The sequence below is a fragment of the Streptomyces sp. NPDC058157 genome (assembly GCF_042884105.1).
In the GTDB taxonomy this organism is placed as follows: domain Bacteria; phylum Actinomycetota; class Actinomycetes; order Streptomycetales; family Streptomycetaceae; genus Streptomyces.
This window is the reverse complement of the sequence record NZ_JBHVUQ010000135.1, coordinates 1-21,205: the sequence shown is the minus strand read 5'-3', so window position 1 is coordinate 21,205 and position 21,205 is coordinate 1. Positions and strand designations below refer to the sequence as shown.

Here is a 21,205-nt window from a genome sequence, read left to right as displayed (position 1 = left end):
GGGGCCGCCCCGGGAACCGCCCGGGGCGGCCCCTGCGCACGGCCGGGATGCGACGGCGCCCGGCGCGGCGCACCATGGACGGTGCACGTGTCCCGAGCCGGCCGTGCACTGCCGGGGGGAACCTGGGGGGAACACCCGTTCACGTACGGAGAAACGGGGAGACCCATGAAGAAATCCCTGGTGGCCGCACTCGCCACCGCCACGATCGCCCTCCCGCTGGCCGCTCCGGCGACGCACGCCACCGCCGCCTCGGCCTTCTGCAACCAGACGACCCCGAGCACCTCGCTCGCCGCCTACAACAAGGACACCGGAGCCGTGGGCACCGGCACCCTGTCGGCCGGGCACTGGACGTACGGGTCGAACATCAACGTCCCCGACGGGTACACCCACGGCGTCGCGAGCCGCGACTCGCTCCTGTTCTACAACGCCGACACCGGGGCCGGTGAGAGCGGCACCTTCAGGAACGGGAAGTACACCCGCGTCCAGACCTACGACAACTTCTCGACGGGCTGGACCAACGTCGTGGCGTCGGGCGACTCGGCCCTCTTCTACAACGCCGACAACGGCCAGGGCGGCACGGGCACCCTGCGGAACGGCCGCTACCACCACGTCCGCTCGTACGACAACTTCAGCACCGGCTGGGACTCCGTCGCGTCCTCCTGTGACACGGCCGTCTTCACGAAGGCCGGCGAAGTCGGCTACGGGACCCTCAAGGGCGGCGTCTACACGCACATGGGCGTCAGGAACACCGCGGACGACCTCGGCACCCTGGTCGCCACCAAGGACACCGTCCTCGCCCTGCAGAACACCGGTTCACAGCTCAAGTACCGGATCGCCCGGGCGACCGACGGCAAGGTCGGCGACTTCCGCGACATCGGCACCTCGGGCGTGTGGGAGGAGGAGGGCCGGACCGGCGACAGCCTGTTCTTCTACAAGACGGACGGCACCGCGTGGACCTCGAAGCTCAGCGGGAACTCCTACTCGAACGTCGGACCGCTCGCCAAGGTCTCCTCCGACTGGTCCTTCCTCGCCGGCGGTGTGTGAACCCTCAAGTGCCGGCCCTGCGGGCGGCGTTCACCCGGTCTCCGAGGCGAACGCCGCCCGCAGCTCCTCCTTCAGCGACCGCTGGAACGCCGTCACCAGGGCCTGCACCACCATCGGCTGCATGTGTGCCGACAGGGCCTTCATCGACTCGATCCGCTCCAGATCGCTCTCGCCCTCCGTGAACGGCCCCCACACCTCGTCCCGGAACAGCGCCGTCAGCTCGTGCGCCGCCGTCCGCGCGTGCTCCAGCAGGATCCGCCTGGCCACCAGCAGCGTCTCGTGCGCGATCGGCACGTCGAGCAGTGCCACCCCCAGCCGCAGCAGGCCCAGGTCCACCCGGAAGCCCTCGCCCGCCTCCGACAGCACGTTCATCGCCGCCAGCCGCTCCAGGTCCCCGTCCGACAGGCTCCGCCCGGCCCGCCGCTCCAGCTCCGCCCGCGACACCTCCCGCGCCGCGTCCGGCGCCCAGGTCGCCACCAGCGCCCGGTGGATGGCCAGATCGTGCGCGCTCAGGTCGTCGGGGAGGGCGTCCAGGTAGCGCTGGATCGCCGAAAGGGTCATCCCCTGGTGCTGCAACTCCTCGATCAGCGCCAGCCGCGACAGGTGCTCCGGGCCGTAGTGCCCCACCCGACGGGGTCCGATCACGGGAGGGGGCAAAAGCCCGCGCGTGCTGTAGAACCGTACGGTGCGGACGGTGACACCGGCCTTGGAAGCCAGCTCGTCGACGGTGAGCATCGGCTCGGTCGCCCGGTCGTCGGCCATCGTCCGCTCCTCGCTCTCTGCTGCACCGCTTGGGTTCAACAGTATTGCTGTCGCACCAACGATGTGAAACGGCCAGGAGCTGCCCATGACCACGAACCTGCGACTGCCCGGACGACCCGAAGACCTCACCCTGCCCGCCCTGCTCGCCCGCAACGCCGCCGAACACCCCGACCTGCCCGCCCTGTCCTGGCGCACCGGGGGAGGGGACGGCGCCGCGGACGGCTGGGAGACCCTCACCTGGAGCGAGGCCCGCCGCCGGGTCGCCGTCCTCGCCGCCGGATACACCGCCCTCGGCGTCGCCCGCGGCGAACACGTCCTGCTCATGATGGGCAACCGGCCCGAGCACTGGCTCAGCGACCTCGCCCTCGTCCACCTCGGGGCCGTCCCCGTCACCGTCTACGGGACCTCCGCCCCCGAGCAGATCGCCCACATCGCCCGCCACAGCCGCGCCCGGCTGGCCGTCGTCGAGGGCGCCCGCGAACTCGCCCGCTGGGCCCCGCTGCTGGACGACCCCGACACCCCGCTCGAACGGCTCGTCGTCGCCGAGGCCGCCGAATCCGGCCCGCACACCACCTACGGCTCCCTCTACGCGAGCGGCGCCCGCCTCCACCGCGCCGACGCCTTCGAGAAGGCCTGGCAGGAGAGCCGTCCCGAGGACCCGCTGACCGTCGTCTACACCTCGGGCACCACCGGCGACCCCAAGGGCGTACGGCTCAGCCACCGCAACATCCTGCTCCAGTCGGTGCGCCTCGACCGGCACGTGGAGCTCCCCGAGCACGCCGAGCACATCTGCTACCTGCCTTTCGCCCACATCGCCGAACGGATCCTCGGCATCTACCTGCCGCTGCTGCGCGCCGCGCACGTCCGGCTGGTCGCCGACCCGGCGGCCGTGGCCGGCGCGGTGCGCGAGCTGCGGCCCGTGCAGTTCTTCGGCGTGCCCCGGGTGTGGGAGAAGCTCGCCGCCGGCGTACGGGCCGCGCTGGCGGGCCTCCCGGAGGAGCAGCGGCGGGCCATCGAGGGGGCCGGGGACGTGGCCCGGGCCCGGGCCGGGCACCGGGAGCGCGGCGAGGCGGTCCCGGCCGCGCTGGAGGCCTCGTACGCCGAGGCCAAGGAACGGGTCCTGGACCCGCTGCTGCGGCTGGCGGGGCTGGACCGGCTCGTCTGGACGGCCAGCGCCACCGCGCCGATGCCGATCGACGTGGTCCGGTTCTGGGCGGGCTGGGGGATCACCATCATGGACGCCTGGGGGCTGACGGAGACCTCCGGCGTGTGCACCGTCAACAGCAACGGCCCCGGCGGCTTCCGGCTGGGCTCGGTGGGCCGGCCGATCGAGGGGCTGGAGCTCAGGCTGGCGGCGGACGGCGAGGTCCTCACCCGCGGAGCGACCGTCTTCGACGGCTACCTGCGGCCCGACGGCACGGTGGAGGGCGCCGCCGACGCGGAGGGGTGGTTCCCCACCGGGGACATCGGCCGGCTCGACGAGGACGGCTTCCTGTGGCTGACGGACCGCAAGAAGGAGCTGATCATCACCTCGAACGGCAAGAACGTGGCCCCGGCCCTGGTGGAGAACACCGTCAAGGAACACCCCCTGATCGGCCAGGCCCTGGTCCACGGCGACGGCCGCTCCTACCTGGTGGCCCTGCTGGTCCTGGACCCCGAACTGGCCCCCGCCTGGGCCGCGGCCCGGGGCATCGAGGCACCCACCCTGGCGGACCTGGCCGCCCACCCGGCCATCCTGGAGGAAACGGCCCGCGCGGTCGAGGCCGCCAACGCCCGCCTCAACCGCACGGAACAGATCAAGCGCTACCGCCTGCTGGCCGAGGAATGGGGCCCGGAGACGGGCGAACTCACCCCCACCCTCAAACTCCGCCGCAGGGTGGTCCGCGAACGGTACGGCGCCCTGATCGAGGGGCTGTACGAGGGGGTGTGAGGCGGGGGCCCGCCACCTCCCCCGCGAGGGGCCGGGGCGGGCCGGTGTCTGCCCACCTGCCTCCCCGGGTGCGGGGCGGTGGGTGGGGGCGGGGTGCCGGTGGGCGGGGACGGGACAGCGGACCGGTACGGGGGAGGGCGGGACTTGACCCAGCTCTCTCAGGGAGGGTTGGGGGGTTCCCGCCAGTCTCATCGTCCTTCCGCGTCGGGCCGCCCTGTCTAGGGCGCTCCCTTCGGTCGCGTCGCTTCGCGATGGCCTTCGGCCACCCTTGACAGCCCGACCCGCCACGAAACGCCGAAGACTGCCGGGAACCCCCCAAAGGAACGGGACGGACCTACCTGAGACATCCGGCTCCCTCAGCGATGAGCCGGGCCGTCGGGGGCCGGCAGACTGGGCATCCGGGCCCCGTCAATGCCGTTCGGGGCCCCTCTCCGCGCCAGATCGCTACGCGCTCCGCTCGTCTCGGCGTCTCGTCGCCGTCGTGGGCCGGGATGCTCTGCAGGTCGTCTACTCGCCGGTGCCGATCACCGAGTCGCGCTTGTCGTACCAGCGGAGGGAGTCGCGGATGCCGTCCTCGACTGAGTGTTCCGCCTTCCAGCCGAGGAGTTCGCGGGCGAGGTCGACGCGGGCGTAGGCGCCCGCCGAGTCGCCGGGCCTGCGGTCGGTCTCGACGGCCGTCAGGGGGGATCCGGTGACGGTTTCGAAGGCGGTGACGAGCTCGCGGACGGTCGTTCCGCGGCCGGTGCCCAGGTTGATGACGCAGTACGGGGATGCGCGGGTCACCGGTTCGAAGCGTTCGATGGCCTTGATGTGGGCGGCGGCGAGGTCCCAGACGTGGACGTAGTCGCGGATGCCGGTCCCGTCGTGGGTGGGGTAGTCGGTGCCGGTGATCGAGAATGGTTCGCCCGCGTGGTGCACGTCGATCATCTTGCCGAGGGCGTGGGTGGGCGTGCGGATCTGGAGGCCGGTGCGGAGCTGGGGGTCGGCGCCGATGGGGTTGAAGTAGCGCAGCGAGATGACGTTGAGGGTTCCGGCTGCGGCGACGTCGCGCAGGATCGTCTCGAACGTCGCCTTGGTGCGGGCGTACGGGCTGAGGGTTTCGAGGGGGGACTGCTCGTCGACGGAGAAGTCGGCGGGGTCGGCCCGGTAGATGGAGGCCGAGCTGCTGAAGAGGAGGTTGCGGCAGTTGTTGCGGACGAGGTGTTCGAGGAACGCGATGCCCTTGGCGACGTTCTCGCGGTAGTAGCCGAGGGGGTTGGCGACCGAGTCGGGGACGACGATCAGCGCGGCGCAGTCGACGGCGGTGCGGATGTCGGGGTGTTCGGTGAAGATCCGGTCGACCAGGGTCCCGTCGCTGATGTCGCCCTCGTAGAAGATGCGGCCGTCGGTGAACTCGCGGCGGCCGGTGGCGAGGTTGTCGAGGATGACGGGGGTGATGCCGTTGTCCGTGCAGGCGGAGGCGATGGTGCTGCCGATGAATCCGGCGCCCCCTGCGATGAGTACCTTCAAGATTCTTTCCTCGTTCGTCGGGTGCTGCTGGCATCGTGCCCCATGTTCAGCACCGCCGGGGGAAGGCCGCCCCGGGTCCGCACCCTACGACAGCGGCCCCGAGGGTGCGATGATCACGTCACCGGCTCTCAGCATCGCCGGGCGGCGGAAGGACGAAACCATGGCAACCACGGCAGACTCGTACACGGCCTCCGCTCGCATCCCCGAGACCACGGCGGGCGGCACGGTCATTCTGCTCAACGGTGCCTCCAGCTCGGGCAAGACGAGCATCGCCCGGGAGCTTCTCGACCTGCTGGACGGGACGTGGTTCCACTTCCCGGTCGATGCCTTCCACGCCATGCGGTGCGACCGCGAGATTCCGGACGAAGACCTCCAGGCCGAGATCGACCGTACCGCGAAGGGCTTTCACCGCGCCGTCGCCGGAATGGCTGCCGGCGGTAACAACCTCGTCGTCGACTATCCGCTGAGCCGCCGCTGGCGCCTGCTCGATCTCCTCGACCTGCTCGTCCCCGAAGACACGGTCCTGATCGGCGTCCGCTGCCCCCTGGCAGAGCTGGAACGCCGAGAGACCGCGCGCGGTGACCGACGGCCCGGGCTGGCCGCCATGCAGTACGGCGAGGTGCACTCCCACGAGTTGCACGACCTCGACATCGACACCAGCCTCAACACCCCGCAGGAATGCGCCCGCCGCATCCACGACTTCCTGCCGACCCGATCGAACCCCACCGTCTTCCGAACGCTCCGGAAGGCGCTGCGTCATTCGGGCTGACAGCTCAAGACGGGTCGCGGACGCCGAACGGAGAGAAGCGCGTAGCGGTCTGAGGCGCCCCGGCGCTGGACGCCATTCAGGTTGGCATGTGGTGCAGGTATCAGCCCCATACGGCCGTCGGACGCCGGAATCCGGGCAGCGCGTAGCGATTTGTCGCGCCCCCGGCCCCGGAGGACGAACCCGTTGTGCTCTGGCGAATGCAGCAACCCCAGATGAGCGGCGGACGCTGAGAGGAGAGAAGCGCGTAGCGATCCGGCGCGCAGGGCGGCCCTGAATGGCATTCGTGTCGGCCCTGATGCCCGGCAAGGCGGCCCCCGACCTCCCCGACGGGTCCCTGATCCGGCCGTATGTCCATGGATCCTCCGTCCCGTTCCTTTGGGGGTTTCCCGGCAGTCTTCGTTTTTCCGTGGCGGGACGGTCTGTCAAGGGTCGCCGTAGGCGATCGCGAAGCGACGCGACGAAGGAGCGCCCTTGACAGGGCGGCCCGACGCGGAAGGACGATGAGACTGGCGGGAAAGCCCCAACCCTCCCTGAGGCCGCCCGACTCAAGTCCCGCCCTTCCCCGGCCCGCCCCCACCCCTCGCGGGGGCGATGGCGGGCCCGGGCCTGGGGCCGTGTGGTCAGCGGCCCACCACCGGGTAGTGGTCCGAGAGGTTGGAGTACGTGTACGACGTGCCCCAGCTGGAGACCGTCCAGGGGGTCGACTCCTCCTTGACCACGTTGTTCTCCCAGCCCGACGGGCGGGCGTTGCCCTTGCGGTAGAGGACGTAGTCCAGGTCCTCGCGGGGGTCCGTGGGGTAGCGGTAGTTGGCGATCGAGTTGAGGGCCGTGTCGAAGGAGTACGGGTGGCCCGTGCGCGCGTCGGCGGGGGCCAGGTCGAGGTCCGTGAGCATCGAGGAGTACTCCGGGCTGCGGGAGTCGACGTTCATGTCGCCCGCCACGATGACCTGTTCGCCCGCCGGGATGTTCTTGGCGTCCAGGAAGGCGTCTATCGCCTTGAACTGGCGGCTGCGCATCTGCGCCGCCTCGCCCGTGCCGCAGCCGGAGTCGGTGGACTGGGCGTGCGTGCCGACGACGTGCACCTTGGTGCCGTTGACGTCCAGGACCACGTAGGCGAAGCCCTTGTTGGACCACCAGTCGGAGCCGCACGCGTCCTTGTAGACCACCTGCTCCTTGCGCAGGATCGGCCACTTGCTGAGGATCGTGACGCCGCCGTCCTCCGGTGTGGTGGCGGAGTAGGAGCCGCCCGTCGCGTCCCAGCCGCTCTTGCTGCGGCCCACGACCGGGGTCTGGTACGGGTACTGGGCGGCGGCGTTCGCCTTGAGGGCGTCCGAGGCGCTGTTGTCGAAGGCCTCCTGGAGGACGACGACGTCGCGGCCCTGGAAGAAGGAGGCCTTGGGGATCTCGGCGGCGCGGTGGGCCTGGCCCCAGTTCGGGTACAGGTTCGTGCTCATCAGGAACGTGTTGTACGTCAGGACGCTCAGCCGGGGCGCGGAGCCGCTCTCGGCCGCCGTGGCGGCGGGGGCGGAGGCGAGGGCGAGTGCGGCCGCGGCCGCACTCGCGGCGACGGCCGTGGCGGCGGCGCGGGCGCGGTGCGTGATCTGCTGCATGGAGGTCTCCATCAGTCCTGTGGAATCCCGGGGAATCCTGCGGGGGGAAGATCGACGCCGTCATCCAAGCAGCCGCGGTTACTTCGGGGTAACACCCGTGACAAGACTTTCTGTCCGGACCGCGACTTCTCGCGCTCGCATAATTGACCTCATGGAGCACACTGGCCACATAGCCCCCGAAAGCCCCACCAGGCGCCTCGATCCCGAGCCCCCGCCGCCGGGCGGGGTGCTGTGGACCACCGCCGGGGACATCCGCTCCCTGCTGACCCTGCCCGCCGCCTTCACGATGCAGGTCGCCCACCCGGCCGTCGGCGCCGGAGTCGACCGGTACTCGGTGTTCCGCACCGACCCCTGGGGGCGCGGCGAGCGTTCGCTGCGCTCGGTGATGCTGTGGGTCTACGGCGGGGACGAGGCCGCCGCCGAGGGCCGCCGGGTCCGCCGCCTGCACAAGGAGATCCAGGGCACCGACACCCGGGGCCGGCGCTACCACTCCCTCGACCCCGCCTGCTACGCCTGGGTGCACGCCACCGGCTTCCCCGTCGCCCGGTACGCCGGCCGCTACCTGTTCCGCCGCATCACCCCCGCCCAGGAGCGCCAGATGTACCGGGAGTGGCTGCAGGTCGGCCGGATCCTGGGGCTGCGCGACCGGGACATGCCGCGGACGGTCGAGGAGTTCTGGCCGTACTACCACCGGATGCTGGCCGAGGAGATCGAGCCGACCAAGGTCGCCCGGGAGCTGGTCTCCGCCGATGCCGACCTGCCCCGCCCCGAGCCCGCCTCCCCGTTCCTGCGGCTGCTGCTGAGGCTCACCTGGCCGCTCCTGCGCACCGGCTACCTTCGCTTCCGCGCCTTCGTCACCGTCGGCTACATGCCGCCCGAGGCCCGCGCCGCCATCGGCCTGGAGTGGACCCCGGCCCAGGAGCGGCGGCTGCGGCGGTTCAGCACCGCCGTACGGCTCCTCGTGCCGCTCCTGCCGGAACGGCTGCGCTACCTCCCGCAGGCCCGCGCCGCCCGCGCACGCCGGCGCGCCGGGACCCGCTGAGGGGTCCCGGCGCGCGGGGGGTGTGCGTACCGCCGTCGGTCAGTGCTCGTGGATGTTGTTGGTCGCGGCGATCTTCTTCCAGGACTTCGGCTCCGCCGCCGGCTTCGTCGGGGCCAGCGAGCGGGCGCCCGGCTTGGCGGCGGGGGCGCCGAAGGCCGGCTTGCCCGGGGTGTACAGCCAGGTGTCGAACAGCTGGGCGAGCGGCTTGTTCGAGACCTTCTCCGCGTACCGGACGAAGTCCCCGACCTTGGCGTTGCCGTACGCCCGCTCGGTCGGCCAGCCCTTGAGGATCTGGAAGAACTTCTCGTCGCCGACCTCGTTGCGCAGCGCCTGGATGGCGATCGCCCCCCGGTCGTAGACGGCCCCGTGGAACTGGTTCTCCGCGCCCGGGTCACCCGGCTTGACCTGCCAGAACGGGTCCTCGGCCGGGCGGGTGTCGTACGTCCACTGGGCGAGCTCCTGCGCGGTGCCCTCGCCCTCCTTCTCCGACCACAGCCACTGGGCGTAGCGCGCGAAGCCCTCGTTGACCCAGATGTCCTTCCAGTTGTCCACGGACACGCTGTCGCCGTACCACTGGTGCGCCAGCTCGTGCACGACGACCGAGACGTTCGCGCCGTTCGCGAACTGGCGCGGGCTGTAGAACGGCCGGGTCTGCGTCTCCAGCGCGAAGCCGGTGGGCACGTTCGGGACGTAGCCGCCCAGCGCGTTGAAGGGGTAGGGGCCGAAGACCGACTCCAGCCACTCCGCGACCTCGCCGGTCCGCTCCACGCTCGCCCGCGCCGAACCCGCGTTGTCGCCCAGGTCCTTGCTGTAGGCGTTGAGGATCGGCAGGCCGCTCGCCGTCTTGTCGGTGGTGATGTCGAACTTGCCGATGGCGAGGGTGGCCAGGTAGGTGGCCTGCGGCTTGTTGGAGCGCCAGTTGTAACGGGTCCAGCCGAGGCGGGAGGTCTGCGACTGGAGCACGCCGTTGCTGATGGCCTGGGTACCGTCCGGGACGTTGATCGAGACGTCGAACGTGGCCTTGTCGAGCGGGTGGTCGTTGCTCGGGAACCACCAGACCGCCGAGTCGGGCTCCTGCGCCGCGATCCCGCCGTCCGGGGTGCGCTGCCAGGCGGACCAGCCGTCGACCTTGAACTCCGAGGGCTTTCCGGCGTACTTGACGACCACGGTGGCCTGCTTGCCCTTGGCCAGCGGCTGCGCCGGGGTGACCTCCAGCTCGTGCGCGCCGGAGGTGGCGAACTTGGCCTTGGCCCCGTTGACGCGGATCTCGCTCACCTTCAGGCCGAAGTCCAGGTTGAACCGGGACAGGTCCTGCTTGGCGGTGGTCAGGAGGGTGGCCGTGCCCTCCAGCAGGTCGGTCTTCGGCTGGTACTGCAGGCGCAGGTCGTAGTGGGAGACGTCGTAGCCGCCGTTCCCGCTCTCCGGGTAGTAGCTGTCACCGATCCCGGGCGCACCCTGCACGGAGCTGGCCGCCGACGCCGGGATCACCAGCAGGAGGGAGGCGGCCAGGACGCTCGGGGCGATCACTTTGCGGTACACGAAGAGCTCCAAGGGGTAGGGGAGGCAGATCGGTTCGACGTCCGTCGTGGGTGGTCCGTCGTACGTCGTTCGACCGTATTCACCCGTGGCGACTCAGGTCATGTCCATGGCCCCTGCTGTCACACGATCGCCATTCGGCCGTCACGATCACGGCCGATCGCACCGCCCCGGCCCTGCGGCGCACGGCTCACGAGGCCCTCGGCGGCGTCCACCCGTCTCCGCGGGGCATGGCGCAGGTTGGCGCGAATGCGCCCGCCCGGGAGTGGGGGAGGCCCGGCAGGGCGGGGGGTGTGCGGCATACCGGCTAGTCGGTAGGGTGCCGTCATGACGATCGACGACCCCCACGCCGCACGCCGCTGCTGGCACGCCGCCATCAACCCCCTGCACGCCACGAGCTACTTCTCCCCGGAGATCTCCGAGGAGCTCGGCGCCCTCGGCGTCACCCACCGGGTGGCCGTCAACCTGGCCAGCCGCTCCGCGGCCATGGGCGCCGTGGGCCCCGGCACGGTCACCGCGACCTTCTACAACTACCGCCACGACCTCGTCACCCGGCACCTCCCCGCCGTCTGGGACACCACCACCCCCGAGCAGGTCCTCGCCGCCCGCCTGCGTGCCGTGGACCGCTCCCTGCGCCGCCTCCTCGGCCCGGAGAGGATCGCCTCGCCCGAGCTCGCCGAAGCCGCCGGCCTCGCGATGCGCGCCACCGAGGCCTGCACCCGGCACGGCCGCACCCTCTACGCCGCCCACGCCGACCTCCCCGTCCCCGAGGAGCCCCACCTGCGGCTGTGGCACGCGACCACCCTCCTGCGCGAGCACCGCGGGGACGGGCACCTCGCCGCCCTCCTCATCACCGGCCTCGACCCGCTGGAGGCCCTCGTCAGCCACACCGCCACCGGCCGCGGCATGACCGCGAAGTGGGTCAAGTCCATCCGCGGCTGGGAGCAGTCCGACCTCGACGCCGCCGCCGACCGGCTCCGCGCCCGCGGTGTCCTCGACGCCGCCGGGGAGCTCACCGAAGAGGGCCACGCCCTGCGCGAGCGGCTGGAGACCGAGACCGACCGCCTGGACGCCGCCCCGTACGAGCACCTCGGCGCCGCCGGCGTCGCCCGCCTCCACGAGCTCGGCGGGGCCGTCGTCCGGCAGCTCATCGGCGCGGGCGCCTTCCCGGCCGACCTCTTCGGCAAGGGCTGAGGAAGGGGCTGGGGAAGGGGCTGAGGAAAGGGCTGGGCAAAGGGCTGAGGGGCTCCCCGCCCCCGTCACCGGCACCTGCCACAATTGGCAGCCTTCCACGCACACGCACGAAGGCACGAAGGCAGGCGGGACCGCAGTGACGACGATGTCCATCGAAGGCAGGATCGCCGAGGAGCTCGGCGTACGGGAACGGCAGGTCAAGGCCGCCGTCGAGCTGCTCGACGGCGGCTCCACCGTGCCGTTCATCGCGCGCTACCGCAAGGAAGCGACCGAGATGCTCGACGACGCCCAGCTGCGCACCCTGGAGGAGCGGCTGCGCTACCTGCGCGAGCTGGAGGACCGCAGGGCCGCGGTCCTCGACTCCGTACGGGAGCAGGGCAAGCTCGACGCCGAGCTGGAGGCCCGGATCAAGGCGGCCGACACCAAGGCCCGGCTGGAGGACATCTACCTGCCCTTCAAGCCCAAGCGGCGCACCAAGGCCCAGATCGCCCGCGAGGCCGGGCTGGAGCCGCTCGCCGAGGGGCTGCTCGCCGACCCCTCCGTCGAACCGGCCGCCGCCGCGGCCGCGTTCGTGGACGCCGGCAAGGGGGTCGCCGACCCGGCGGCCGCCCTGGAGGGCGCCCGCGCCATCCTCACCGAGAAGTTCGCCGAGGACGCCGACCTGATCGGCGACCTCCGCGAGCGGATGTGGGGCCGCGGCCGGCTCGCCGCGAAGGTCCGTGAGGGCAAGGAGGAGGTGGGCGCCAAGTTCTCCGACTACTTCGACTTCGCCGAGCCCTTCACCGCCCTCCCCTCCCACCGCGTGCTCGCCATGCTGCGCGGCGAGAAGGAGGAGGTCCTCAGTCTGGACCTGGAGCCCGAGGAGCCGTCCGAAACCCCCGGCCCGTCCACCTACGAGGGCCTGATCGCCCGCCGCTTCGGTGTCGCCGACCGGGCCCGGCCCGGCGACAAGTGGCTGGCCGACACGGTCCGCTGGGCCTGGCGCACCAAGATCCAGGTGCACCTCGGCATCGACCTGCGGACCCGGCTGCGCGCCGCCGCCGAGGACGAGGCGGTACGGGTCTTCGCGGCCAACCTCCGCGACCTGCTGCTCGCCGCCCCCGCCGGCACCCGCGCCACCCTCGGTCTCGACCCGGGCTTCCGCACCGGCGTGAAGGTCGCCGTGGTCGACGCCACCGGCAAGGTCGTCGCCACGGACGTGATCCACCCGCACGTTCCCGCCAACAAGTGGGACCAGTCCCTCGCCACCCTCGCCCGCCTGGCGAAGGAGCACGGCGTCGAGCTGGTCGCCATCGGCAACGGCACGGCCTCCCGCGAGACCGACAAGCTCGCCGGGGACCTCATCACCCGCCACCCCGAGCTCGGGCTCACCAAGGTGATGGTCTCCGAGGCCGGCGCCTCCGTGTACTCGGCCTCCGCCTTCGCCTCGCAGGAACTGCCCGGCATGGACGTCTCCCTGCGCGGCGCCGTCTCCATCGCCCGCCGCCTCCAGGACCCGCTGGCCGAGCTCGTCAAGATCGACCCGAAGTCCATCGGCGTCGGCCAGTACCAGCACGACCTGTCCGAGGTGAAGCTCTCCCGCTCCCTCGACGCGGTCGTCGAGGACTGCGTCAACGGCGTCGGCGTCGACGTCAACACCGCCTCCGCGCCGCTGCTGTCGCGGGTCTCGGGCATCAGCGGCACCCTCGCCGAGAACATCGTGGCCCACCGCGACGCCAACGGCCCGTTCCGCAGCCGCAAGGGCCTCAAGGACGTGGCCCGCCTCGGCCCCAAGGCGTACGAGCAGTGCGCGGGCTTCCTGCGCATCCGCGGCGGCGACGACCCGCTCGACTCCTCCGCCGTCCACCCCGAGGCCTACCCGGTGGTGCGGGCCATGGGCAAGAAGTCGGGCGGCGAGGTGGCCGCGCTGATCGGCAACACCTCCGTCCTGCGCTCCCTGCGCCCCGACGAGTTCGTCACGGAGGCCTTCGGCCTGCCCACCGTCACCGACATCCTGCGCGAGCTGGAGAAGCCCGGCCGCGACCCGCGCCCGGCCTTCAAGACGGCCAGCTTCAAGGAGGGCGTGGAGAAGATCGGCGACCTGGCCGCCGGGATGGTCCTGGAGGGCGTCGTCACCAACGTGGCCGCCTTCGGCGCCTTCATCGACATCGGCGTCCACCAGGACGGCCTGGCCCACGTCTCCGCCCTGTCGAACACCTTCGTCAAGGACCCGCGGGACGTCGTCAAGCCCGGCGACATCGTCAAGGTCAAGGTCCTGGACGTGGACATCCCGCGCAAGCGGATCTCCCTCACCCTGCGGCTGGAGGACGAGGCCGGCGCGGAGCGCGGAGCCGGTGCGCCCGGCCGGCGCGACGAGCGCCGCGGCGGCGGCCGTCCCCCGCAGCAGCGCGGCCAGGGCCAGGGAAGCCAGAGCCGGGGCGAGGGCCAGGGCCAGGGCGGCCGGGGCCAGGGTGGTCAGAGCAGGGGCGAGGGCCAGGGGCGCGGCCAGGGCCAGCGCGGCGGCGGTCAGCGCCAGGGCGGCCAGGGCGGTGGCGGAGGCCAGCGTTCCGGCGCCCCGGCCCCCGCCAACAGCGCGATGGCCGACGCCCTGCGCCGGGCCGGTCTCACCGGCGGCCAGGAGGACCGCCGCAAGCGGTAGCGGTACGGCGGGCGCGGGTCGGCAGACCTGGCCGGATAAGGCCCCCGGGAGCGGGCCGTCCTTGCCAACTCCCGCAGGTGATCTGTAGGCATGGTGGAACGCCCGTTCGTCTCGCGCGGACGGGCGTTCCGCGTTTCCCCTCAGGGACCGCACTCCCGAGGCCGCCTCAAGGCACAGGACGTCATGCCGAAGCCCACTCACGCCTACCGACGCTGCCCGAGAAAGGGTCCGAAGAGGGAACACATGCCCTACCGGAATCTCAGCCTGCGCAGACGCTGCGAGATGATTCTCGGTCACATGGATCTGACGCACCCGTTCTCCCTGGACACCCTGTGCGCCCGCATAGCCGACCGGAGAGGCCGTCCGATCCGGCTCCACCCGCTGCCCCGCGAGGCCGCCGAATCCGGCGTCTGCGGCCTGTGGGTGGGCACCGAGACCGTGGACTACGTCTTCTACGAGGCCCACACCACCGCCCTGCACCGCGAGCACATCGTGCTCCACGAGCTGGGGCACATCCTCTTCGGCCACCACTCCCTGGAGGGCGAGGAGATCGACGGCCAGGCCCCCGTGGTCCTCGGCCGCACCAACTACACCACCCGCCAGGAGCAGGAGGCGGAGATGCTCGCGAGCATGATCCGCATCCACACCTCGGGCAGCGGCCACCCCCGGCCCGCCCCCGGCCCGCGCGGCGCCCTCGCCCGGCTGGAGTCCGCCATGGGTTACGAGCGGGGTCACCGCGATGGCAGCTGACCTCGCCGCCTTCGGCGACAGCCTGGCGGTCCCCAGCGTGGTGTGCCTGTGGGCCGCCGTCCTGCTGCGCGCCCCCGGCGCCCTGCGCTCCCCGCAGCAGCGCGGGCTCTGGCTCGCCGTCGCCACCGCGGCCGCCGCCATGACCCTGAACCTGCCCGACGTCGTCACGTACGCCATGACCCGCGGCGCCGCGTACGCCCACACCATCGGCCTCGTCCGCAACCTCGTCGGCGTCCTGTCGGCCGGCGCCGTGCTCTACTTCGTGGCCGCCGCCACCCGCGGCCGACGGCTCCCGCTCGCCTCCTGGGTGGGCACCCTGGTCTGGCTGGGCACGCTCGTCGCCCTGGACGCCGCCGCACCGGCCCACGGCACGCACACCATCCCGAACTCCGGCGCCCCCGTGCCCTCCCTGCCGTACTGGCTCGTGCTGATCTCCGCCCACCTGATCGCCAACACCATCTGCGTGTACGTGTGCTGGCGCTACAGCCTGCGCACCGAGAGCCGCGGACTGGCCGCCGGGCTGCGGCTGTTCGGCCTGGGCACCGGACTGGCCTGGCTGTTCTGGTTCGCGTACCTGCTCAAGGCCCTGTTCGCCAGCACCTGGGCGATGCCCGTCCTGCCGCTGCTGATGAACCTGCACGGACTGCTGCGCGCCGCCGCGATCCTCGTCCCCACCCTCTTCACCCTCCGCCACGCCCTCGCCGACACCGCCACCGCGTGGCGGCTGTGGCCGCTGTGGCGGGACCTGGTCCAGGCCGTCCCGCACGTGGTCCTCTCCCGGCCCCGCGCCGGCCGCGTGCTGGAACTGCTCTGGCCGCCCGTGCCGCGCAACATGCTCGTCTACCGCAAGGTCATCGAGACCCGCGACGCGATCCTGATCCTGGGGGAGTACGTGGCCCCCGGCGTGCCCGAGCTGGCGCGCGGCCACGTCGCCGGCAGCCGGATCCCCGAGCAGCGGCACACGGCGGCCGCGCTGGCCTGCGTACTGAAGGAGGCCCGGCGGGCCAAGCTCGCCGGACTCCCCGGACAGCCGGCGCAGGCCTCCGCCCTGGAGCTCCCGGCCGCGATGCAGACCACCGCCGAGGGCGGCGGCCTGGGGGACGAGGCCCGCTTCCTGGTGGACGTCGCCCAGGCCTACGCCTCACCCGAGACCTCCGCCTTCGCACCGGGACCGGCCGCCGCGTGAACCGCGTGCACCACGGAGACCACCGGCCGCCCGTCCGCAACACCGAGGAAGTGAAACCCCTTTGACCACCACCGTTCTGATCACCGGGGCCAGTTCCGGCCTCGGCGCCGCCTTCGCCCGCGGCTTCGCCGCCAAGGGCTGCGCCCTGGTCCTCGTCGCCCGGGACAAGGCCCGCCTGGAGGCCGTGGCCGCCGAACTCTTCCGGGACTTCGGGACCGTCAGCGAGGTGCTGCCCGCCGACCTCCTCGACCCCGACGGCTGCGCGGCCGTCGCCGGCCGGCTCGCCGACACCACGCGTCCCGTCGACGTCCTGGTCAACAACGCCGGGTTCGGCCTGCCCGCGCCCTACCCGTACAACCCCGTCGAGGACGAGGAGCGGATGCTCGACCTCCTGGTGAAGGTCCCCCTGCGGCTTACCCACGCCCTGCTGCCGGGGCTCAGGGAACGCCGCCGGGGCGCCGTGCTCAACGTCTCCTCCGTCGCCGGACTGCTGCCGACCGGCACCTACGGCGCGGCGAAGGCCTGGCTCACCGCGTTCAGCGAGTCCCTCCGGGTCGACATGGCCCCGTACGGGGTCCGGGTGCTGGCGGTGGTGCCGGGCTTCACCCGTACCGAGTTCCAGCAGCGCGCCGGGTCGGACGTCAGCTCCCTGCGCGACTCCGTGTGGCTGGAGCCGGAGGCGGTGGTGGCCAAGGCCCTGCGCGACCTCGCTCTGCGCCGCCCCGTCAGCATCACCGGCCGCCGGTACCAGGCGTACGCCCTCGCGGTCCGCCACCTCCCGCGGACCTTCGTGGCCGGCCGGATGGCCCGCGCGCGCAGGGCCCCCGCGGACCGGACGGGCTGAGCCTGCGGGTTTGCCGGGCCGCCGCCGGGGAAGCCGCCGGACCGGGGGACGGAGGAGGTTGCGTGATGGACGACCAAGGCGGCGCGGGCGGCGTCCCGCTCCACGACGAAGACGACGCACAGCGGCGGCGCAGGCCGCACACCGAGCGGGCCGCGGCGGGCCGGGAACCCCGGCCGGCACCGGATCCCGGCCCCGTCCGGCGCGAGGACACCGACGAGGCCAGCCGCCTCGACCGGCCCACGGCCCCGGAGCCGTCCCGCAGACACCGGGAGCACGGAGGCCACGACTAGCGTGGGTGTCCGGTGCGGGCGGCCGCGAACCCGGCCGCGCGCCCGGCGCACGGGCTCAGAGCTCGGTGACCTTGCCGTCCGCGACCTCCAGGCGGCGGGTCACGTGCACCGCGTCCAGCATGCGGCGGTCGTGCGTCACCAGCAGCAGGGTGCCCTCGTAGGCCTCCAGCGCCGACTCCAGCTGCTCGATCGCCGGCAGGTCCAGGTGGTTCGTCGGCTCGTCCAGGACCAGCAGGTTCACCCCGCGCCCCTGGAGCAGCGCCAGCGCCGCCCGGGTGCGCTCGCCCGGGGACAGGGTCGCAGCCGGGCGCAGCACGTGCGCCGCCTTCAGGCCGAACTTGGCCAGCAGCGTCCGCACCTCCGCCGGCTCGGTGTCCGGGACGGCCGCGCAGAAGGCCTCCAGCAGCGACTCCTCGCCGAGGAACAGCCCGCGCGCCTGGTCGACCTCGCCGACCAGGACCCCCGAGCCGAGCACGGCCGAACCGGAGTCCGGGGCCAGCCGGCCCAGCAGGACCGCGAGGAGGGTGGACTTGCCGGCGCCGTTGGCACCGGTGATCGCCACCCGGTCCGCCCAGTCGATCTGCAGGCTGGCCGGGCCGAAGGCGAAGCCCCCGCGCTTGACGGCCGCCTCGCGCAGGGTGGCGACGACCGAGCCGGAGCGGGGGGCCGCCGCGATCTCCATGCGCAGCTCCCACTCCTTGCGTGGCTCCTCGACCACTTCCAGCCGCTCGATCGCCCGCTGCGTTTGGCGGGCCTTCGCGGCCTGCTTCTCGCTGGACTCCCCGCGCAGCGCCCGACCGATCTTGTCGTTGTCGGAGGACTTGCGGCGGGCGTTGCGCACGCCCTTGTCCATCCAGTTGCGCTGCATCTGGGCGCGGCCCTCGAGGGCGGCCTTCTTGTCCGCGTACTCCTCGAACTCCTCGCGGGCGTGGCTGCGGGACCGCGCGCGCTCCTCCAGGTACGACTCGTAGCCGCCGCCGTAGAGATTGATCTGCTGCTGCGCGAGGTCGAGCTCGAGGACCTTGGTGACGGTCCGCGTCAGGAACTCGCGGTCGTGGCTGATGACGACCGTGCCCGCGCGCAGTCCCGTCACGAACCGCTCCAGCCGCTCCAGACCGGCCAGGTCCAGGTCGTTGGTGGGCTCGTCGAGGAGGAACACGTCGTAGCGGGAGAGCAGCAGCGACGCGAGGCCGGCGCGGGCGGCCTGCCCGCCGGACAGGGCCGTCATCGGCAGGTCCAGGCTCACCGCCAGGCCCAGCTCGTCCGCGGTCTCCTGGGCCCGCTCGTCCAGGTCGGCGCCGCCGAGGTTCAGCCAGCGGTCCAGGGTCTCCGCATACGCGTCGTCGGCGCCCGGGGTGCCGTCCACCAGCCCCTGCGTGGCCTCGTCCAGCGCCGCCTGCGCGGCCGCGACCCCGGTCCGGCGGGCCAGGAACTCCCGTACGGTCTCGCCCTCCCGCCGCTCCGGCTCCTGCGGGAGGTGGCCGACGGCCGCACCGGGCGGGGAGAGCCGCAGCTCACCGGTCTCGGGGGTGTCCAGCCCGGCGAGCAGCCGCAGCAGGGTCGACTTCCCGGCGCCGTTGACGCCGACGAGGCCGATGACGTCGCCGGGCGCGACGACGAGGTCGAGGCCGGCGAAGAGCGTGCGCTCGCCGTGCGCGGCGGTGAGGTTCTTGGCGACGAGGGTTGCAGTCATGATGCCCCGATCCTATCGGCGCGCCGCCGGACCGCGGTCTACCCGCCGGTCAGCCGCAGCCCGGCCCACAGGGCGGCCACCGCCGCCGCGAGGGCCGCCGGGGTGGTGAGCAGCCCCAGGCGGGTGAAGTCGCCGAGCCGGACGTCCTCGCCGTGCGCGTGCAGCATCCGCCGCCACAGCAGGGTGGCCAGCGAGCCCGCGTAGGTGAGGTTGGGGCCGATGTTCACCCCGATCAGCACGGCCAGCACCACACCCGGGCCGCCCGGCGCGGCGAGCGGCAGCAGCGCGAGGACCGCCGGGAGGTTGTTGATCAGGTTGGCGAGCACGGCGGCCACCCCCGCCACGGCCAGCAGCGCGGGCAGCGCGTCCCCGTCGGGCAGCAGCCACTCCAGGCCGTCGCCGAGCCCGTGGTCCACCACGGCCCGTACGACCACGCCCAGCGCGAGCACGAACAGGCAGAACGCGGGCGCGGTGGAGGCGACCAGCCGCCGCGGGGTGGTCTCGCGGCGCCACAGGGCCCGCACGCCCAGCGCCACCGCACCGGCCAGCGCCGCCCAGGCCGGGCTCGCCCCGGCCAGCGAGGCCACCGCGAAGCCCGCCAGCGTCAGTGCCAGCACGGCCGTCGCGAACCGGGGCAGCGGCGCGGGCTCCGCGGCCCCGGGCACGTGCTCGGGCGGGGCCGCCAGGTCGGCCCGGAAGTACCGGCGGAACACCGCGTACTCCACCGCGACGGCCACCGCCCAGGGCAGGGCCATCAGCGCCGCGAACCGGGTGAAGGACAGCCCGCTCGCGGCGAAGGCCAGCAGGTTCGTCAGATTGGAGACGGGCAGCAGCAGCGAGGCCGAGTTCGCCAGGTGCGCGGTGGCGAACACGTGCGGGCGCGGCCGGGCGCCCAGCCGGGCGGACGTGGCCAGCACCACCGGGGTCAGCAGCACCACCGTGGCGTCCAGGCTCAGTACGGCCGTCACCGCCGAGGCCGCCAGGAACACCCCGCCCAGCAGCCCGGCCGCCCCCCGCCCGGCCGCCCGCCGGGCCACCGCGGCCCCCGCCGCCCGGAACAGCCCCTCGTCCGCGCACAGCTGGGCGAGGGCCAGGATCACCGCCAGGAACCCGACCACCGGCAGCAGCCCGCGCAGCTGCTCCCAGGCGTCGGCCGGGGACACCACCCCGAGCGCGACGAGCAGCCCGGCCGCCGGCACGGCGGCCGCCGCCTCGGGCAGTCCCCGCGGGCGCAGCACGGCGAAGGCGAGCACGAGCAGCAGCAGGGCGCAGGACAGCGATTCGGCGAGGACGGTGTTCAGGGCGGCACTCCGGACAGGGCGGGAAGGACCGGCCAAGGATCGCACGGACGCCGTGTCCGGCGTCCGGTGTCCGGATAGGTGGGGCGCCCGTCATTGCGGCCACCGGAGCCGGGGTCACACCATGGGGCCATGCCACAGCGAGACGTGCTCGTCGTCCTCTACGACGGGGTCCAGAGCCTGGACGTGACCGGCCCCGTCGAGGTCTTCGACGGAGCCGGCCGCGCCCGCCCGGGCGACGGCGGGTACGCGGTCCGGACGGTCTCCCCCGGGGGCGGTCCGGTCCGCACCGGCAGCGGGCTGACCCTGGTCCCCGACGGGGACATGGAAGGCGCCCGCCCCGGCCCGGACACCACCCTGCTGGTGCCCGGCGGCCGCCACACGGGGGACTTCGACCCGCGGATCACCGACTGGCTGCGGGCCCGCGGGGGCCGGGCGGGACGGCTGGTGTCCGTCTGCACGGGCGGCCTGCTGCTGGCCGAGGCCGGACTGCTGGACGGGAGGCGGGCGGCCACCCACTGGTCGGTGTGCGAGCGGATGGCACGGGACTACCCCCGGGTGACGGTGGAACCGGACCCCATCTACGTCCGGGACGGCCACGTGGCCACCTCGGCCGGGGTCACCGCCGGGATCGACCTGGCGCTGGCGCTGGTGGAGGAGGACCTCGGGCAGGACGTGGCCCTGCTGATCGCCCGGCACCTGGTGGTGTTCCTGCGCCGGCCCGGCAACCAGGCGCAGTTCAGCGCCCAGCTGGCGGCGCAGACCGCGCGGCGGGAGCCGCTGCGGGAGGTGCAGCACTGGATCAGCCGGCACCCGGGCGGCGACCTGAGGGTGGAGGCCCTCGCGGCCCGTGCGGCGCTGTCCCCGAGGCACTTCGCGCGGGCCTTCCAGGCCGAGACGGGGGTGACGCCGGGGCGGTACGTCGAGCGGGTGCGGGTGGAACACGCGCGGCGGATGCTGGAGGAGTCGGGGGAGGGGGTGGCGCGCATCTCCCGCGCGTGCGGCTACGGCACCCCGGAGGCCTTGCGCCGCGCCTTCGTCCGCACCCTCGGCCAGTCCCCGACCGAATACCGCCGCCGCTTCGGCCCCCTGGGGGCTCCGCCCCCAGGG

Annotated in this window: 17 protein-coding genes; 11 read left to right on the top strand and 6 right to left on the bottom strand. The window is 73.1% G+C overall.

Features of this window, described 5'->3' with window-relative positions; translation table 11 throughout:
* The first annotated feature begins 165 nt into the window (after positions 1-165).
* Positions 166-1,044: a hypothetical protein gene (locus ACFVXK_RS27305; protein ID WP_389616137.1), complete on the top strand. Its 879-nt coding sequence runs from the start codon at positions 166-168 to the stop codon at positions 1,042-1,044.
* Positions 1,045-1,074: 30 nt separating this feature from the next.
* Here the strand turns inward: ACFVXK_RS27305 and ACFVXK_RS27300 are convergent, their stop codons facing one another.
* A complete protein-coding gene (locus ACFVXK_RS27300; protein ID WP_389616134.1) occupies positions 1,075-1,806 on the bottom strand; it encodes a MerR family transcriptional regulator in 732 nt (243 codons plus the stop codon).
* 85 nt (positions 1,807-1,891) lie between these two features.
* Between ACFVXK_RS27300 and ACFVXK_RS27295 the strand changes: the two genes are divergently transcribed.
* Positions 1,892-3,736, top strand: a complete 1,845-nt coding sequence (locus ACFVXK_RS27295) for an AMP-dependent synthetase/ligase (RefSeq protein WP_389616132.1) — start codon at positions 1,892-1,894, stop codon at positions 3,734-3,736.
* A gap of 507 nt (positions 3,737-4,243) precedes the next feature.
* Here ACFVXK_RS27295 and galE read toward each other — a convergent pair.
* The gene (gene galE, locus ACFVXK_RS27290) at positions 4,244-5,245 is read right to left on the bottom strand and encodes a UDP-glucose 4-epimerase GalE (RefSeq protein ID WP_389616129.1); all 1,002 of its coding nucleotides are present in this window, start codon (positions 5,243-5,245) and stop codon (positions 4,244-4,246) included.
* A gap of 160 nt (positions 5,246-5,405) precedes the next feature.
* Here galE and ACFVXK_RS27285 point away from each other — a divergent pair, with 160 nt between their 5' ends.
* Positions 5,406-6,014 carry an AAA family ATPase gene (locus ACFVXK_RS27285; RefSeq protein ID WP_389616126.1) on the top strand — a complete coding sequence of 203 codons (609 nt, stop codon included), beginning with the start codon at positions 5,406-5,408 and terminating at the stop codon, positions 6,012-6,014.
* 620 nt (positions 6,015-6,634) lie between these two features.
* Here ACFVXK_RS27285 and sph read toward each other — a convergent pair.
* Positions 6,635-7,624, bottom strand: a complete 990-nt coding sequence (gene sph, locus ACFVXK_RS27280; RefSeq protein WP_389616124.1) for a sphingomyelin phosphodiesterase — start codon at positions 7,622-7,624, stop codon at positions 6,635-6,637.
* A 151-nt stretch (positions 7,625-7,775) separates the two neighbouring features.
* On the opposite strand from sph, the gene ACFVXK_RS27275 reads away from it, so the two are divergent.
* Positions 7,776-8,666, top strand: a complete 891-nt coding sequence (locus ACFVXK_RS27275; RefSeq protein ID WP_389616121.1) for an oxygenase MpaB family protein — start codon at positions 7,776-7,778, stop codon at positions 8,664-8,666.
* Positions 8,667-8,705: 39 nt separating this feature from the next.
* Here the strand turns inward: ACFVXK_RS27275 and ACFVXK_RS27270 are convergent, their stop codons facing one another.
* A complete protein-coding gene (locus ACFVXK_RS27270) occupies positions 8,706-10,205 on the bottom strand; it encodes a M1 family metallopeptidase (protein ID WP_389616118.1) in 1,500 nt (499 codons plus the stop codon).
* A gap of 324 nt (positions 10,206-10,529) precedes the next feature.
* On the opposite strand from ACFVXK_RS27270, the gene ACFVXK_RS27265 reads away from it, so the two are divergent.
* The 6 genes from ACFVXK_RS27265 to ACFVXK_RS27240 all read left to right on the top strand — a co-directional run bounded on the left by ACFVXK_RS27265 (position 10,530) and on the right by ACFVXK_RS27240 (position 17,104).
* Complete coding sequence (locus ACFVXK_RS27265; protein WP_389616115.1) at positions 10,530-11,396, top strand: hypothetical protein; 867 nt, start codon at positions 10,530-10,532, stop codon at positions 11,394-11,396.
* A 145-nt stretch (positions 11,397-11,541) separates the two neighbouring features.
* Complete coding sequence (locus ACFVXK_RS27260) at positions 11,542-14,034, top strand: Tex family protein (RefSeq protein ID WP_389616143.1); 2,493 nt, start codon at positions 11,542-11,544, stop codon at positions 14,032-14,034.
* 297 nt (positions 14,035-14,331) lie between these two features.
* The gene (locus ACFVXK_RS27255; protein ID WP_389616112.1) at positions 14,332-14,784 is read left to right on the top strand and encodes a hypothetical protein; all 453 of its coding nucleotides are present in this window, start codon (positions 14,332-14,334) and stop codon (positions 14,782-14,784) included.
* Positions 14,774-15,970 (top strand): MAB_1171c family putative transporter, encoded by a 1,197-nt coding sequence (locus ACFVXK_RS27250; protein WP_389616109.1) that lies wholly within the window; start codon positions 14,774-14,776, stop codon positions 15,968-15,970. Before ACFVXK_RS27255 ends, ACFVXK_RS27250 begins: the two co-directional genes overlap by 11 nt.
* 61 nt (positions 15,971-16,031) lie before the next feature.
* Positions 16,032-16,814, top strand: a complete 783-nt coding sequence (locus ACFVXK_RS27245) for an SDR family NAD(P)-dependent oxidoreductase (RefSeq protein WP_389616106.1) — start codon at positions 16,032-16,034, stop codon at positions 16,812-16,814.
* Between the two features lie 65 nt (positions 16,815-16,879).
* Positions 16,880-17,104, top strand: coding sequence for a hypothetical protein (locus tag ACFVXK_RS27240; RefSeq protein ID WP_389616103.1), 225 nt, complete (start codon positions 16,880-16,882; stop codon positions 17,102-17,104).
* Positions 17,105-17,159: 55 nt separating this feature from the next.
* Here the strand turns inward: ACFVXK_RS27240 and ACFVXK_RS27235 are convergent, their stop codons facing one another.
* Both ACFVXK_RS27235 and ACFVXK_RS27230 read right to left on the bottom strand, forming a co-directional pair.
* Positions 17,160-18,797, bottom strand: coding sequence for an ABC-F family ATP-binding cassette domain-containing protein (locus ACFVXK_RS27235; protein ID WP_389616100.1), 1,638 nt, complete (start codon positions 18,795-18,797; stop codon positions 17,160-17,162).
* 38 nt (positions 18,798-18,835) lie between these two features.
* Entirely contained in the window at positions 18,836-20,098 is a 1,263-nt protein-coding gene (locus ACFVXK_RS27230) for an SLC13 family permease (protein WP_389616140.1), read from the bottom strand.
* 129 nt (positions 20,099-20,227) lie between these two features.
* Between ACFVXK_RS27230 and ACFVXK_RS27225 the strand changes: the two genes are divergently transcribed.
* The coding region (locus ACFVXK_RS27225; RefSeq protein ID WP_389616097.1) for a GlxA family transcriptional regulator at positions 20,228-21,205 on the top strand (978 nt) is incomplete at its 3' end.